General features: G+C 59.6%; 14 protein-coding genes. 7 read left to right on the forward strand and 7 right to left on the reverse strand.

Annotated features, from left to right (window positions below; all coding sequences use genetic code 11):
* Nucleotides 1–181 precede the first annotated feature (181 nt).
* The 5 genes from ACIQ3A_RS00710 to ACIQ3A_RS00730 form a co-directional block, all read right to left on the reverse strand.
* Nucleotides 182–1,429, reverse strand: coding sequence for a M20 aminoacylase family protein (locus tag ACIQ3A_RS00710; RefSeq protein WP_396429830.1), 1,248 nt, complete (start codon nucleotides 1,427–1,429; stop codon nucleotides 182–184).
* Between the two features lie 2 nt (nucleotides 1,430–1,431).
* Nucleotides 1,432–2,412, reverse strand: coding sequence for an ABC transporter permease (locus ACIQ3A_RS00715; protein ID WP_396429831.1), 981 nt, complete (start codon nucleotides 2,410–2,412; stop codon nucleotides 1,432–1,434).
* Nucleotides 2,412–4,019 carry an ABC transporter substrate-binding protein gene (locus ACIQ3A_RS00720; RefSeq protein ID WP_396429832.1) on the reverse strand — a complete coding sequence of 536 codons (1,608 nt, stop codon included), beginning with the start codon at nucleotides 4,017–4,019 and terminating at the stop codon, nucleotides 2,412–2,414. The genes ACIQ3A_RS00715 and ACIQ3A_RS00720 overlap by 1 nt, the downstream gene beginning before the upstream one ends.
* A gap of 116 nt (nucleotides 4,020–4,135) precedes the next feature.
* Complete coding sequence (locus ACIQ3A_RS00725; protein WP_396429833.1) at nucleotides 4,136–4,900, reverse strand: DUF3047 domain-containing protein; 765 nt, start codon at nucleotides 4,898–4,900, stop codon at nucleotides 4,136–4,138.
* A gap of 213 nt (nucleotides 4,901–5,113) precedes the next feature.
* Entirely contained in the window at nucleotides 5,114–6,364 is a 1,251-nt protein-coding gene (locus ACIQ3A_RS00730; protein ID WP_396429834.1) for a porin, read from the reverse strand.
* Nucleotides 6,365–6,719: 355 nt separating this feature from the next.
* On the opposite strand from ACIQ3A_RS00730, the gene coq7 reads away from it, so the two are divergent.
* Nucleotides 6,720–7,346, forward strand: coding sequence for a 2-polyprenyl-3-methyl-6-methoxy-1,4-benzoquinone monooxygenase (coq7, locus tag ACIQ3A_RS00735; protein WP_396429836.1), 627 nt, complete (start codon nucleotides 6,720–6,722; stop codon nucleotides 7,344–7,346).
* A gap of 65 nt (nucleotides 7,347–7,411) precedes the next feature.
* On the opposite strand, the gene ACIQ3A_RS00740 is transcribed toward coq7, so the two are convergent.
* Entirely contained in the window at nucleotides 7,412–7,864 is a 453-nt protein-coding gene (locus tag ACIQ3A_RS00740) for an OsmC family protein (protein ID WP_396429837.1), read from the reverse strand.
* A gap of 366 nt (nucleotides 7,865–8,230) precedes the next feature.
* Between ACIQ3A_RS00740 and ilvA the strand changes: the two genes are divergently transcribed.
* Nucleotides 8,231–9,778, forward strand: coding sequence for a threonine ammonia-lyase, biosynthetic (gene ilvA / locus ACIQ3A_RS00745; protein ID WP_396429838.1), 1,548 nt, complete (start codon nucleotides 8,231–8,233; stop codon nucleotides 9,776–9,778).
* A 163-nt stretch (nucleotides 9,779–9,941) separates the two neighbouring features.
* Here ilvA and ACIQ3A_RS00750 read toward each other — a convergent pair whose 3' ends face one another.
* Complete coding sequence (locus ACIQ3A_RS00750; protein ID WP_396429839.1) at nucleotides 9,942–10,391, reverse strand: type II secretion system protein N; 450 nt, start codon at nucleotides 10,389–10,391, stop codon at nucleotides 9,942–9,944.
* Between the two features lie 21 nt (nucleotides 10,392–10,412).
* Here ACIQ3A_RS00750 and gspG point away from each other — a divergent pair, with 21 nt between their 5' ends.
* The 5 genes from gspG to gspK are packed head-to-tail and all read left to right on the forward strand — an operon-like array spanning nucleotide 10,413 to nucleotide 13,449.
* On the forward strand, nucleotides 10,413–10,850 hold the full coding sequence (gene gspG, locus ACIQ3A_RS00755) for a type II secretion system major pseudopilin GspG (RefSeq protein ID WP_396429840.1): 438 nt from the start codon (nucleotides 10,413–10,415) through the stop codon (nucleotides 10,848–10,850).
* Nucleotides 10,825–11,310 (forward strand): prepilin-type N-terminal cleavage/methylation domain-containing protein, encoded by a 486-nt coding sequence (locus ACIQ3A_RS00760; protein ID WP_396429841.1) that lies wholly within the window; start codon nucleotides 10,825–10,827, stop codon nucleotides 11,308–11,310. The genes gspG and ACIQ3A_RS00760 overlap by 26 nt, the downstream gene beginning before the upstream one ends.
* Nucleotides 11,310–11,702 (forward strand): type II secretion system minor pseudopilin GspI, encoded by a 393-nt coding sequence (gene gspI, locus ACIQ3A_RS00765; RefSeq protein WP_396429842.1) that lies wholly within the window; start codon nucleotides 11,310–11,312, stop codon nucleotides 11,700–11,702. Before ACIQ3A_RS00760 ends, gspI begins: the two co-directional genes overlap by 1 nt.
* Nucleotides 11,702–12,454: a type II secretion system protein J gene (locus ACIQ3A_RS00770; RefSeq protein ID WP_396429843.1), complete on the forward strand. Its 753-nt coding sequence runs from the start codon at nucleotides 11,702–11,704 to the stop codon at nucleotides 12,452–12,454. Before gspI ends, ACIQ3A_RS00770 begins: the two co-directional genes overlap by 1 nt.
* A complete protein-coding gene (gene gspK / locus ACIQ3A_RS00775; protein WP_396429844.1) occupies nucleotides 12,451–13,449 on the forward strand; it encodes a type II secretion system minor pseudopilin GspK in 999 nt (332 codons plus the stop codon). The genes ACIQ3A_RS00770 and gspK overlap by 4 nt, the downstream gene beginning before the upstream one ends.
* Nucleotides 13,450–13,451 lie beyond the last annotated feature (2 nt).

A 13,451-nucleotide genomic window follows, 5' to 3' on the forward strand; every position in this document is an offset into this window, starting at 1 on the left:
TTGCAGCGACTCGTTGAGCGAATGCGGGTCCATCGACAAGGCATCCCCCTGGTTGGCAATGCGCACAGTGGCGGCTTGCGCCACGCCCAGCGACAAGGCTGAGACGATGGCTGCAGCCACCAGGGAACGGGACAGTTTGGAAGTTCGCATGAAAGACTCCTGAGGTTGAAAGTGGTGGGTGTTAGGGTTTAGCGACAGCGCCCAGGGGCAAAGCCTGCTCGACCAGACTGGCGTGCAAGGCGGCGCCCAAAGGCAAGATGTCGTCGTTGAAGTCGTACCGGCTATTGTGCAATGGGTGCGGGCCAGGGCCGTGGGGCAGGCCTTGCCCGATTCGAATATAGGCGCCGGGTTTGGCCTGCAGCATGAAGGAAAAATCTTCGCCGCCCATGCTGGGCAGCATGTTGCGCCAGACCTTGTCCTCGCCCACCAGGGCCGCCGCCACGTCGCAGGCAAATTGCGCCTCGGGCACGGTGTTCACGGTGGCGGGGTAGGTGCGTTCGTAATGCAGTTCTGCCGAGGCACCAAAGCCCTGGGCGATGCCGGTGCACAGGTTGCGCAGGCGGTCTTCGATCTGGTCTTGCACGCTTTCGCTGTAAGTGCGCACGGTGCCGACCAGGGTCACCTCGCCGGGGATCACGCTCATGGCACCCGGGTGGCCGCCTTGCATCGAGCAAATGCTGACCACCGCCTGGTCAAACGCCGACAGGTTGCGGGCCACCACGCTTTGTACAGCGGTGATGATGTGGCCTGCCACCAGCACTGGGTCGATGGCCTGGTGCGGGCGCGCACCGTGACCGCCCTTGCCGCGAATGAGGATTTCGATCCGGTCGACCGCCGCCTGCATGGGGCCGGGGGTGATGCCGATCACGCCCAAAGGCGTTTCAGGTGAGTTGTGCTGGGCAAAAACTTTTTCGCAGGGAAAGCGCTCAAACAAGCCGTCTTGCATCATGGCGCGGGCGCCGGCGTAGCCTTCTTCACCCGGCTGAAAAATCAGCACGGCCGTGCCGTCAAAGCGGCGGGTTTCGGCCAGATAACGCGCTGCACCCATCAGCATGGCGGTGTGGCCGTCGTGGCCACAGCCGTGCATCAGCCCAGGTTTGGACGACTTCCAGGTGCATTCATTGAACTCGGTCATTGGCAGTGCATCCATGTCGGCACGCAGGCCGATCATGCGGCCCGGGTTGCTGGCCGAACGGCCTGCGCCGTGCACCAAAGCCACCACGCCGGTTTTGCCGATGCCGGTGTGAATACTGTCCACACCGCACAGCTTCAGGCCCTCGGCCACTCGGCCCGAGGTATAGACCTCTTCAAAGCCCAATTCGGGGTGCGCATGCAGGTCGCGCCGAAAGGCCGTGAGTTCGGGATGGTACTGGGCGATGCGCGCAAACGCAGCGCCGCGCCCCAACACGGATTGCAAAGAAGCGCCCATTTTCAGTGCCCCCCTGGCTTGCCTACGCGCAGTCGCGGGTCGACCACAAAATAAAGCAAGTCGACCACCAAGTTGATGACCACAAAAATCAAGGCAATCAGGCAGAGGTAAGCAGCCATGACCGGGATGTCGGCAAAGGTCACTGCCTGGATGAACAGCAGACCCATACCGGGCCACTGGAACACGGTCTCGGTGATGATGGCAAAAGCGATCAGGCCGCCGAGCTGCAAGCCGGTGATGGTCAGCACGGGCACCAAGGTGTTTTTGAGCGCGTGGCCAAAGTGGATGGTCCGGTTGGACAGGCCCCGGGCGCGTGCGAACTTGATGTAATCGGTGCGCAGCACCTCGAGCATCTCGGCGCGCACCAGCCGCATGATCAGCGTCAGCTGAAAAATTGCCAGCGTTACCGCGGGCAACACAATGTGGTGCCAACCCTTGGCCGTCATCAAGCCACTGGACCACCAGCCCATCTGCACCACATCGCCCCGGCCGAAGCTGGGAAACCAGCCCAGCATCACGGCGAACACCAAAATCAGCAAGATGCCGATCAGGAAAGTCGGCAAGGACACGCCCAGCAGCGAGACCGTCATGATCAGCTGGCTGGCCCAGGTGCCACGGCGCAACGCCGCATAAACCCCCATGGGGATGCCAATGGCCAGGGCCAGCGTCGCCGCCACCAAAGCCAGCTCGAGTGTGGCGGGCAAGCGCTCTGCGATCAGGCGCGACACCTTGGCACCCTGGCGCAAGCTCAAGCCAAACTCGCCTTGCACAGCGTTGGACAAAAAGTGGCCGAACTGCACAAAAAACGGCTGGTCCAGCCCCAAGTCGGACCGGAGCAACTCGATCTGCTCTTTGGTGGCGTCTTGCCCGAGCAAGAACACCACCGGGTCACCCACATACTGAAACAGCAAAAAGGCGATGAAAGCCACCGTGACCATGACGACCACGGCCTGAATCAGGCGCTGCAGGATGAAAGCGAGCATCAGTTGACCTTGATCAGCGACCAGTCAAGGCGGTTGTCAGGCCGATGAATCACCTCGACGTTTTTCTTCATGGCCCAGGGGATGACCTGGTTGTGCAGGGGAATGTGCGCCACCGTGTCGTTTTGCAACTGCAGGCCTTCGGTCAACAAACGGTTGCGCACAGGCAAATCGGTCTCGGTTTTGACACGGTCCACGATGTAGTCCATGCGCGGGTTGCTGTAACGGCCCACGTTGTAATTGCCGTCACCGCCTGTGCCCACCGTGCGCACCAGAGACTGCAGGCTGTAAAGGCCGTCAAAGGTGGGCACGCCCCAACCCAGCATGTAAATGCTGGCTTCGTAGCGCTGGATCATGGGGAAATAAGTCACCAGCGGCATGGTGCGCAGTCTGGCCTTGACGCCCACTTTGGCCCACATGGCCGTGATGGCCTGGCAGATTTCTTCGTCGTTGATGTAACGGTTATTGGGGCAGGCAAAGTCCACCTCAAAGCCATTGCCATAACCGGCTTCGGCCAACAGCTTTTTGGCGGCATCCTGGGAATATGGGAAACGGGTGTCGACCCCTTTGGTCCAGCCATTCACCTGGGGCGCCACCAGGGCGCCCGTGGTTTGAGACAAGCCACGCATGGTGACGCGCTGGATGGTGTCGATGTCGATGGCCTGGTAAAGCGCTTTGCGCACTTTCACATCTTTTAGGGGGTTTTTACCCTTCACGCTAGAGCCGGGCAATTCGTCGCGCTGCTGGTCCATGCCGAGAAAGATGGTCCGGTTCTCGATGCCGTCGACCACTTTTAGATTGGCGTTGTTGCGCATGCGCCCCAGGTCTTGCGGGCTGGGGTCGAGCACGAAGTCCAGCTCGCCCGAGAGCAAGGCTGCAGCACGGGTGGCTTCGTTCTTGATGGGGGTATAAATGATTTCGGTCACGTTGCTGGGCACCTCAGACCAGCCCCACCAGTTGGGGTTTTTCACCAGCACCAGCTTTTGGTCGGGCTGCCATTCCTTGACCATGAAAGGGCCGCTGCCCATGGCATTGCGGTGGGCAAAGTTTTCTTCTTTGACCTTGGCGTCTTTGGGCTCGACCGACTTGTTCTTTTCGGCCCAGGCCTTGCTCATGATGCGCAGCTCTGTCAACTGGTTCAGCAGCACCGGGTTGGGGCCGCTGAGGATGATGTCGACCGTGTTGGCATCGACCTTGACGATGCGGCTGAAGCCCTGGGTGTAGACGTTGAAATTGGAGGTTTTGCTGCGGGCACGGTCCAGAGAAAACACCACGTCGTCGGCAGTCAACGCAGAACCATCGCTGAACTTGACGCCTTTGCGCAAATTAAACCGGTATTGGGTGCCGGACATTTCCTTCCACGAGGTGGCCAGCTTGCCTTCCACCTTGAAAGTTTTGCTGTTGTAGTAGAGCAGCGAGTCAAAAATGGCGGCGTGCACACCATTGCCCAAGGCGTTGTTTTGCGAATGGATGTCAAGCGTGGGGATGTCGCTGGCGCTGGACCATTTGAAAGGCTTGGCCTGCACCGTGGCAGCACCCATCAGGCCCGCCAAACCCAAAGCGAGCACCAGTGTGGTGGTGCGGACGGACAAATTTGTAGCGTATTTCATCAAAGTCACCTCGGTATGTGGGTTGAAGTTTAAAGCTCATCACTATGCATCATTCAGGCCAGCTTAGGGGAGAGGGAATTCCCCCAAACGGCCTGTCGCGCACAAGACGGGTGCATTCAATCGAGGTCAATGTTGCCGTACCAGGCCCGAACCTTGCCCTGGGTGTTGTCGGTGTCGGTCATGATGGCCAAGCCCACCAATGCGCCGGGTGGCTCGCCAAACGCCTTCTCAAAATCGGCCCGGATATCGCGCTGGTATCGACGCCACTGCTGAATGTGCACCGGGCCAGATTCCACCACCAGTTTGCGCACACGGTCTGTGCGCGGGTTCATGATGACCGAATCGACCGGACGGCGGTTGCACCAGACGTACATCAGCGTGGCATAAGGCAAGGGCTCACCGGTGAGCGCTTCGGTGAGGTCGCTGAGCATGGCGTTTTTGGCAGAAAACTGGCTGCGGTCTCCCTCAAAGGCGAGGATCAACCGAACCGGAGAGTCTTCGCTGTCGCGCTCGGCCATGTCGGCTTGCGAGATCAAGCTGTCCACTTGCCACTCAAAGCGCAGGCGCCCCAGTTGATCGGGCGGCACGCTCAGTCGCTGGCGCAACATGCTGGCCGATGCCCCGGCATCTGCCTGAACGGCCACACGCTGTTGGCGTGTTTCCAGCTTGAAGGCGGTGCGTAATTTGCCCGGCAGCAACACAGGGTCCCACTGTGCCGTGTGTTGCGGGCTGAAATGCAAAGCGCCCCCCGCAGGCTTGCTGAGCACCGCTGCCGTTGGCACGGCCGGTGGTTGCAAAGCACAAGCCGTCAGCCCCAAAACCAACAAGCCAGCCACCAAGCACCCCAACACCCATCGACCCAGCACACGCAAGCCGTTCATGCAAACCCTCAACAATAAATATGAGCTTTTATCATCCTCGGCGCATCTTACGACAAGCCGCTTGCCGAGTGGCTTGCAGTGACCAGCGCGCAGCAGGATTTGCCCCCCCCCAGGCGAGCGCCCATGCTGGGCGCAGACGTAAAAAAACCCACCGTGTTACCACGGTGGGTTTTTTAGTCTTTTAAATCTCAACTGGCTTGCGCCAGCGGGGAATTAGAAGGAGTGCTTGACACCAGCTTCGAAGCCTTTGGACTTCACACCAGTGAAATCGCTGGCAGCAGCGGAACCAACGTTCATGCCGTAACCAGCTTCGTTGGTCAGAACAGAGTAAGCAGCGTACACAGTTGTGCGCTTGCTCAAGTCATACAGAGCGCCCAAGGCGATCTGGTTGCCAACTTTGGCGCTGCCCAGCTTGCGTGCAACGTAAGAAGCTTTCAGAGTCGCTGCGCCCATAGGAGCTGTCACGCCCAGGATGGTGGACTTCAAAGTACCAGTGACTTCAGTTGTCTTGTCAGTCTTGTAACCAGCAGACAGCTTGGCGACGCCCAAGTCATAAGAACCAGCCAAGAAGTTGGTGGTCCACTTCTGGTCTTCTGTAGGCTGAACAGCGGCAGTGGCGGTAACCAAGCAAAGGCCGTCAAAAGCACCAGTACCAGCGGCAGAGCCTGTGGCGCAAACGCCAGTAGATGCAGGCAAAGCGTAGGCTGCTGCAACTGCTGCAGCACCAGTCAAACCACCTTTGGTCACTTGGTTAGCGAAAGCAACTGAGACAGGACCGTTAGCGTAAGCCAACTTGATGCTGGTCATGGTGCCAACATCTTTATCTGTGTTGGTGTTCTCAGTACCAAAGCTGTACATGCCGCTGACAGTGAAACCACTGAAAGAAGGGCTGTAGTAAGCAACGCTGTTGTTAGCACGAACGGCGTTAACATCGGCCCAGGCAGTGCCAGCCAAAACAGTGGAAGCTGCATCAGCACCCGACTTGGAGGCAGCTTGTGCAGTGCGGAAAGTACCGCCAGCAGTAGCGCCAGTAGCCGTGCTGCTCACAACTGCGTTGGCCAGGTTGTAGGAAGAACCCACACCGTTGGTGCCGAACGGATCAGCAATGCCAGCCACCGTAAACAACGGGGTGTAGTCACGACCCAAACGAACTTCACCGAAACCGCCAGCCAGACCAATGGTCGACTTGCGTTGGAAGTCAAATTTGGCAGAAGTGCCGACGTCAGGGTTCATGCCGCCTTCGAAATGGAAGCCAGCCTTCAAGCCGCCACCCAGATCTTCGGTACCCATCACGCCGAAACGGCTGGAGTAGATACCGTCTTGAGCCATGCCAGAGAACTTGTTGGTTCCGGAAGTCACGGAACGCACGTTCAAGTCAGCGCCACCGAACAAAGTGACAGTAGATTGAGCCATCGCGCCAGTTGCGGCTGCCAATGTAGCCAGAGCAATCAGAGTTTTTTTCATTGCAAATTTCTCCAAAGATTAAAAAAGAGCTTCGTATTCACCAGGTGAAGACCACCTGTCTGAACGCTTAGCCAACCTCCAAATTCGGAAGGTTGAGCTATTGCACCAGAGCCGAAGGCCTTTTCCAAGAAATTCAAAGAATAAAGGCCTTTTTCGTTGCATCGCTGCAACAAACACGGCGAATCGGGACTTTTTCAAACCAGATAACGCATATTTTCTTCAATAAATTCAACAACTTCAAGGCACTGTCAAATGTATTGCGTGAAATATGAACTACCCAAAAAGGCAGCTTGGGCGGTGTGCCCAGGCTTTTCGGTTGCATTTATAGTGCATTGCCACACCCCAGAGTTTTTACATGACCCTCAATGCCTTGATCCTCGCCGCTGACAGCGCTTTGCGTACCCTGTGCGCGGAACCACGCGCCAGCCGCCCCACGCCCGTGGCCGAAAGTGCAAGCCTGGAAATGAGCGAGGCCGAGCGAAGGGAATCGGGTGCGTTGATGCGTGTGAACCATGTGGGCGAGGTGTGCGCCCAGGCGCTTTACACCGGCCAGGCCCTGGCCTGCAAAGACCCTGCACTGCGTGCGCAGTTGGCTGAGGCCAGCCGCGAAGAAACCGACCACCTGGCTTGGACCCAGCAGCGCCTGCGCGAGCTGAAAGACCGCCCATCCTTATTGAACCCGCTCTGGTATGCCGGTTCCTTTGTCATTGGTTATGCGGCTGGCAAGCTTGGTGGCGACAAAGTGAGTCTGGGCTTTGTGGTGGAAACCGAGCGTCAGGTCGAGGCCCACCTGCAAAGCCACATGGACCGTCTGCCCGCCGCAGACACCGCGTCGCGGGCCATCGTGGCCCAAATGAAGGCCGATGAAATGGCCCACGCCCAAATGGCCCTCAAGGCTGGGGCGGTAGAACTGCCCGCCCCCATCAAATCACTGATGCAAGTGGCCGCCAAACTGATGACGCGAGTGGCCCACCGGGTTTGAAGGCTTGCTTATTGAATAAGCATGTTTACTGAATCTATGGGAAGCAATGCCATTTCTTATGGCTTTCAGCCCGCTTCCACCACCTCAAAACTGGTGGTGATCTCGGCCGTCTTGCCCAGCATGATGCTGGCCGAGCAATATTTTTCGTGGCTCATGGTGATGGCGCGCTCGACGGCGCTGGCAGGCACGCCTTTAGCGGTGACGGTGAAGTGCATGTTGATCTTGGTGAAGACTTTGGGGTCGACTTCGGCCCGTTCACTGGTCAGCTTGACGCTGCAGCCGCGCACATCGTGACGGCCCCGCTTGAGGATCAGCACCACATCGTAGGCAGTGCAGCCGCCAGTGCCCGCCAGCAAGGTTTCCATGGGGCGAGGTGCCAGGTTCTGACCGCCGTTTTCAGGCTTGACGGCATCGGGCGCGCCGTCCATGGCGATGACATGACCCGAGCCGGTTTCGGCCAAAAAACCCATGCCTGAGCGGGTGCCGGCAGCGCCGGTCCAAGTGACTGTGCATTCCATTTGTGGTCCTCGTAGGTGATGTCGCCCAATAGTTTGAGTGCGCTGGGATGCGCAGATGTTACCCAAGACACGCGAGTACCGACTTGCGCTTGCTGACTCACCCTACGCCCTTCAATGCCCCCAAGCGGCCTGTGTCGTGACCTTTCTGGCAAATTTTTGCAATTTGATACAACTGCCTTGCTGCAATGCAACAAAACACCCGTAGAATTACGAACAAGCGTGCTTTTTTGCACGCACCTGTTGTCTCCTCCACCCTCTGAAAAGGTGGATTTGCCCCAAGCCGCAAGGCTCGGGGCATTTTTTTTGGCCGTTATCATCAAGGCAACACTTTTTAGGCGTTGCGGCTTGCCCGTGATCGCTCTGGACATGACCACCAAACACCTCCAACCTGCTGATTACCTGATCAAGATCCTGAACGCCAAGGTCTATGACGTGGCCGTAGAGTCGGCCCTGGAAACGGCCAAAATTTTGTCGCGGCGCCTGGGCAACCAGGTGCTGCTCAAGCGCGAAGACCAGCAACCGGTGCACAGTTTCAAGCTGCGCGGGGCTTACAACAAGATGGCGCACCTGACGCCCGAGCAGCTGAAAAAAGGGGTCATCTGCGCCTCGGCAGGCAACCATGCCCAGGGCGTTGCGCTGAGCGCCAGCAAGCTGGGCACACGCGCCGTGATCGTGATGCCCACCACCACGCCTCAGGTCAAGATTGACGCCGTCAAAGGTCTGGGCGGTGAGGTGGCGCTGTTTGGCGACAGCTACTCCGACGCCTACGACCATGCCTTGAGCCTGCAAAAAAAACAGGGCCTCACTTTTGTCCACCCCTTTGACGACCCCGAAGTGATCGCCGGCCAGGGCACCATTGCCATGGAGATACTGCGCCAGCACCAAGGCCCGCTGGATGCGGTGTTTGTGGCCATTGGCGGTGGCGGCTTGATCAGCGGCGTGGCCAACTACATCAAGGCGGTGCGCCCGGGTGTCAAGGTGATCGGCGTGCAGATGAACGACTCGCAGGCCATGATCCAGTCGGTCGCGGCCAAAAAACGCGTGAGCTTGCCCGATGTGGGCCTGTTCTCGGATGGCACGGCCGTGAAGCTGGTGGGCGAAGAAACCTTTCGTGTCGCAAGCAATCTGGTGGATGAGTTCATGACGGTGGACACCGACGCGGTGTGCGCAGCCATCAAGGACGTCTTTGTGGACACCCGCTCGATCGTCGAGCCCGCGGGCGCACTGGGGGTGGCCGCCATCAAGCAGTACGTGGCTACGCACAAGACAAAGGGCCAGACCTATGCCGCCATTCTGTGCGGTGCCAACATGAACTTTGACCGCCTGCGCTTTGTGGCCGAGCGGGCCGAGGTGGGCGAAGAAAAAGAAGCGCTGTTTGCGGTGACCATTCCCGAAGAACGCGGCAGCTTCAAGCGCTTTCTGGAGCTGATTGGCAGCCTGCCTGGCGGCCCGCGCAACGTGACCGAATTCAACTACCGCATGAGCGACTCGGACCAAGCCCACGTATTTTTGGGCCTGAGCACCCACGGCAAAGGTGAGAGCAGCAAGATCACCGCCAACTTCAACAAACACAAGTTTTCGGCGCTCGATCTGACGCATGACGAACTGGCCAAAGAGCACATCCGCCACATGGTGGGCGGGCACTCGTCGCTGTCACAAGACGAACGCCTGATGCGCTTTGAATTCCCGGAGCGTCCGGGCGCACTGCTGAAGTTCTTGAGCCTGATGCGCCCAGGCTGGAACATCAGCCTGTTCCACTACCGCAACCAGGGCGCTGACTACGGCCGCATTTTGGTGGGTTTGCAAGTGCCGCCCAAGGACGACAAAGCCTTTGACAAGTTCTTGCAAGCGCTGGGGTATCCGCACGCAGAAGAGACAGAAAACCCGGTTTATCGTTTGTTTTTGCGGAGTTGATGCGCTTAAGTTCAGACAACTCAGCGCGCAACAAGTATCCAATACGTGATTTTGGGTGCTTTTCTGTTCAGTCGATGGTCAAAAAGCTTTGTTTCCGTGATGAAAGCATTTTTAATGCAAGAGGGCGTCCAGATCTGAGGACGCCAACAAAATCATCAACTGCTTAAGGCTTATCTGGGTCGGGCAATTCCAGCAACACCTCGGCGCTGGATGACTGCAGCCTGGCCTGTCTGGGGGTCAAAGACACGAGGGTCAAACCGTCTTGCACGGCTTGGCCGACGCGATAGGCTTTGGGTGGCTGGCCATCATCGGTGGCGATCAGGGCGCTGCCCTGGCCAGAGCTTGAGGCAATGACGCCCAGTAGCTTGAACTGGCTGTTGGTTTGGGCCTTTGGCCCCTCTTGGGCAGCGATTTGGCCCAGAGCGCGCGCCATGGCCGGGGCAGCTCCTGGCCGACTTTCAGGGGCCGTCGAAAGGTTGGTGGCTGACTGAGCCGTCTGGGGCGTGGCCCATTGCAAGCCCCAATACACCGCGCTGGCAGCCGCCAGGGCCCAGGCACAGGCGGCCAGCCCACTGGGCCAGTGGCTTGTTTTCAATGTAGCGTTGCTGTTCATGGGCAGATTATGATCGACCCTATGCAAATCAACGCTCAAGCCCCAACCCGTCGCCAACGTGGCTTTACCCTGATCGAACTCATGGTGGTGCTGGCCATCATCGGGGTGTTGGCCGCACTCATCGTGCCCAATGTGCTGGGCCGTGCAGACGACGCCCGCACCACCGCAGCCCGCACCGATGTGGGCAATTTGATGCAAGCACTCAAGCTGTACAAATTGGACAACCAGCGCTTTCCCTCCGGCGAGCAAGGCCTGAACGCCCTGATGCTCAAGCCCACCACCGAGCCCGTGCCTGGCAACTGGAAGCCTTACCTGGACAAACTGCCCAATGACCCCTGGGGCCGCGCTTACCAGTACATGAACCCCGGCATCAAGGGCGAGGTCGATGTGCTGTCCTTTGGTGCTGACGGCCAAGCCGGCGGCGAGGGCAACAATGCGGACATCGGCAGCTGGCAATAAACAGCTCAGCGCGCAGGTGAGCGGCTTCACTTTGCTGGAGCTTTTGGTGGTGGTCGCCCTGATCGCGGTGGCCACTGCTGGCGTGAGCTTGTCGTTGCGTGACAGTGCAGAAAGTGCCCTAGATCGCGATGCCCATCGGCTGGCGGCGCTGCTCGAAACTGGCCGCGCCCAAGCCCGTGCCAGTGGCCTGCCGGTGCTCTGGCGAACGCTGTCTCGCGAAAATTCCCAAGGCTTTGTGTTTGAGGGTTTGCCGCCACCCGGCTTGCCGCAAAACTGGCTGCAGGAGACCACCCGCGCAGCAGCAGGAAGCACCCTTCTGTTAGGGCCCGAACCCTTGATTGGCCCCCAAGCATTGGCTTTGTCGAGCAGCACACGGCCAGACCGGCAAATCTGGGTGGTCACCGATGGTTTGCGGCCTTTCAAGGTGCAAGCCACGCGGGAAGCAACCGGAAGCAACTGATGCGGCCCCACCCAGCCTGTCACGCGACCAGCACCGCTCGCAAAGCAGGCGGCTTCACATTGATCGAAGTCCTTGTCGCGCTCGGCATCACGGCACTTGCGCTGATGGCAGGGCTGCAAGCCACTGGATCACTCAGCCGCAATGCCGAACGCCAGACGGTGAGCATGCTGGGACAAATTTGTGCCGAAAACGAACTGATCGCCTTGCGGCTGCGCCGTCAATTGCCCGACACGGGCAACACCACGGTCGAATGCACGCAGGCCGGGCGGCTGCTGCAGGTCGATGTGTCGGTTCGGCCCACGCCCAACCCGAATTTCAGGCGGGTCGATGCGCGGGTGCTCAGCCAGGGCGACTACGTGCTGCAGTTGTCCACCGTGATGGGGCGCAACTGATGCCAGCACGCCCTGCCTTTAAAACGCACGGCTTCACCTTGATCGAGGTGCTGGTGGCGATCAGCGTGATGGCCTTGATGGCCCTGATGTCATGGCGCGGTCTGGACGGCATGCTGCGCACGCAAAGCAGTTTGCAATCGCGCTCAGATGAAATTCTCACCTTGCAAGCGGGCCTGGCCCAATGGCAAACCGATCTGGACCAACTGGCCGAGTTGCCGAGCACCCCCAGCTGGGACTGGGACGGCAAGGTGCTGCGCCTGACACGCCGAAGCGCAGAGACCCCGCCCACCGGCGACAGTGGCACCGTTGTCAGCATGGGCGCGCCCAGTGTGCGGGTGGTCGCCTGGACCTGGCGCATCGACGCGGGTCGCCCTGGTGGCGGCGACTGGCAACGCTGGCAATCGGCCCCCTTGACGCAACGCCAGGATTGGCAAATCGCCTGGGCCTTGGCGCAGCGATGGAGCCAGACGCCAGACGATGCCACCCGTGCCGGGCAAGTGCAAATTCACCCTTTGGCAACCTGGCAATTGTTTGTGCACCGCGGTGGCGCCTGGACCAACCCCTTGTCGAGCGATGTCGTGACACCGGGGACAGGCAACACCCCGCCAAGCAACAACGCCAACAGCAGCACGCAAAGCGGCAGCACCCCCGATGGCGTCCGCCTGGTGTTGAGCTTGCCGCCCGGGCCAGCAGGCGCTGGCACTTTGAGCATGGACTGGGTGCGCCCCACCTTGTCGGGTGCGCCTTCATGAACAAGACCTGTAGCCCGCCAACGCGGCGACGTCAGCACGGCGCGGCCTTGCTCACAGCCATGCTCACCGTGGCCCTGGTCACCACGCTGGCCAGTGCGGCGCTTTGGCAACAATGGCGGCAAGTCGAAATCGAAACCGCCGAACGCGGCCGCAGCCAGACCCGCTGGATGATGACCGGCGCGATGGACTGGGCCCGCCTGATCTTGCGTGAAGACGCCGTTTCGTCCCAAGGCGCGGCGGTTGACCATTTGGGCGAGCCCTGGGCCCTGGAGGTGCAAGAGTCCAAACTGTCGACCTTCTTGTCACAAGACCAGCAGTGGCAAGAGGGCGATGCCGAAGTCTTTTTGTCGGGCCAGATCACCGATGCGCAATCGCGCATGAATGTCATGAACCTGCTGGAAGACAAAAAGGTCTCGCCCAAGGCGCTGGCCCGGTTTGCGGCCTTGTTTGAACGGCTCAACCTGCCCTTGAGCGAGTTACAAAGCCTGGCCACTCAACTGCAAGCCACTGCGCAAGCCTCGGCAGAAGGTGCTGCAAACAGCCCTTCTGCCGCAGGCAGCCCCCCTTTGATGCCACAACAAACCGCCCAATTGCGTTGGCTGGGTCTGAGTGCCCGCACCTTGGCAAATTTGCAGGACCACATCACCGTGCTGCCCGAGGCTACGCCCGTCAACCTGAACACCGCCTCGGCCGAAGTGCTGTCAGCCAGCTTGCCCGGGTTGGACCTGGCGTCGGCTCGCCAGGCCATTGACCTGCGCCAGCGTGGCCATTGGCCCAGCCTCAATGCAGCCCGTGAGGCACTGGGTGCTGCAGGCCGCCAGCTGGACGACAAGCAGCACAGTGTTCAGAGCCGTTATTTTGAATTTCATGGGCGCATGCGCATTGACAACGTGGTGCAACAAGAGCGGGCTTTGGTGCGCCGTGACGGCAGCCAGGTGCGCATGGTGTGGCGGGTTGCTAGCCCTCAACAGCGCCTGCAAGCCCCTCTACAATGAAC

Source organism: Limnohabitans sp., assembly GCF_044361985.1.
Lineage (GTDB): Bacteria > Pseudomonadota > Gammaproteobacteria > Burkholderiales > Burkholderiaceae_C > Limnohabitans_A.

What these genes read in the sequence shown, in the direction of transcription:
- ACIQ3A_RS00710 (WP_396429830.1), bottom strand. Translation starts at nt 1,429, where the DNA reads ATGGGCGCTTCTTTGCAATCCGTGTTGGGGCGCGGCGCTGCGTTTGCG.
- ACIQ3A_RS00715 (WP_396429831.1), bottom strand. Translation starts at nt 2,412, where the DNA reads ATGCTCGCTTTCATCCTGCAGCGCCTGATTCAGGCCGTGGTCGTCATG.
- ACIQ3A_RS00720 (WP_396429832.1), bottom strand. Translation starts at nt 4,019, where the DNA reads ATGAAATACGCTACAAATTTGTCCGTCCGCACCACCACACTGGTGCTC.
- ACIQ3A_RS00725 (WP_396429833.1), bottom strand. Translation starts at nt 4,900, where the DNA reads ATGAACGGCTTGCGTGTGCTGGGTCGATGGGTGTTGGGGTGCTTGGTG.
- ACIQ3A_RS00730 (WP_396429834.1), bottom strand. Translation starts at nt 6,364, where the DNA reads ATGAAAAAAACTCTGATTGCTCTGGCTACATTGGCAGCCGCAACTGGC.
- coq7 (WP_396429836.1), top strand. Translation starts at nt 6,720, where the DNA reads ATGACCCTCAATGCCTTGATCCTCGCCGCTGACAGCGCTTTGCGTACC.
- ACIQ3A_RS00740 (WP_396429837.1), bottom strand. Translation starts at nt 7,864, where the DNA reads ATGGAATGCACAGTCACTTGGACCGGCGCTGCCGGCACCCGCTCAGGC.
- ilvA (WP_396429838.1), top strand. Translation starts at nt 8,231, where the DNA reads ATGACCACCAAACACCTCCAACCTGCTGATTACCTGATCAAGATCCTG.
- ACIQ3A_RS00750 (WP_396429839.1), bottom strand. Translation starts at nt 10,391, where the DNA reads ATGAACAGCAACGCTACATTGAAAACAAGCCACTGGCCCAGTGGGCTG.
- gspG (WP_396429840.1), top strand. Translation starts at nt 10,413, where the DNA reads ATGCAAATCAACGCTCAAGCCCCAACCCGTCGCCAACGTGGCTTTACC.
- ACIQ3A_RS00760 (WP_396429841.1), top strand. Translation starts at nt 10,825, where the DNA reads ATGCGGACATCGGCAGCTGGCAATAAACAGCTCAGCGCGCAGGTGAGC.
- gspI (WP_396429842.1), top strand. Translation starts at nt 11,310, where the DNA reads ATGCGGCCCCACCCAGCCTGTCACGCGACCAGCACCGCTCGCAAAGCA.
- ACIQ3A_RS00770 (WP_396429843.1), top strand. Translation starts at nt 11,702, where the DNA reads ATGCCAGCACGCCCTGCCTTTAAAACGCACGGCTTCACCTTGATCGAG.
- gspK (WP_396429844.1), top strand. Translation starts at nt 12,451, where the DNA reads ATGAACAAGACCTGTAGCCCGCCAACGCGGCGACGTCAGCACGGCGCG.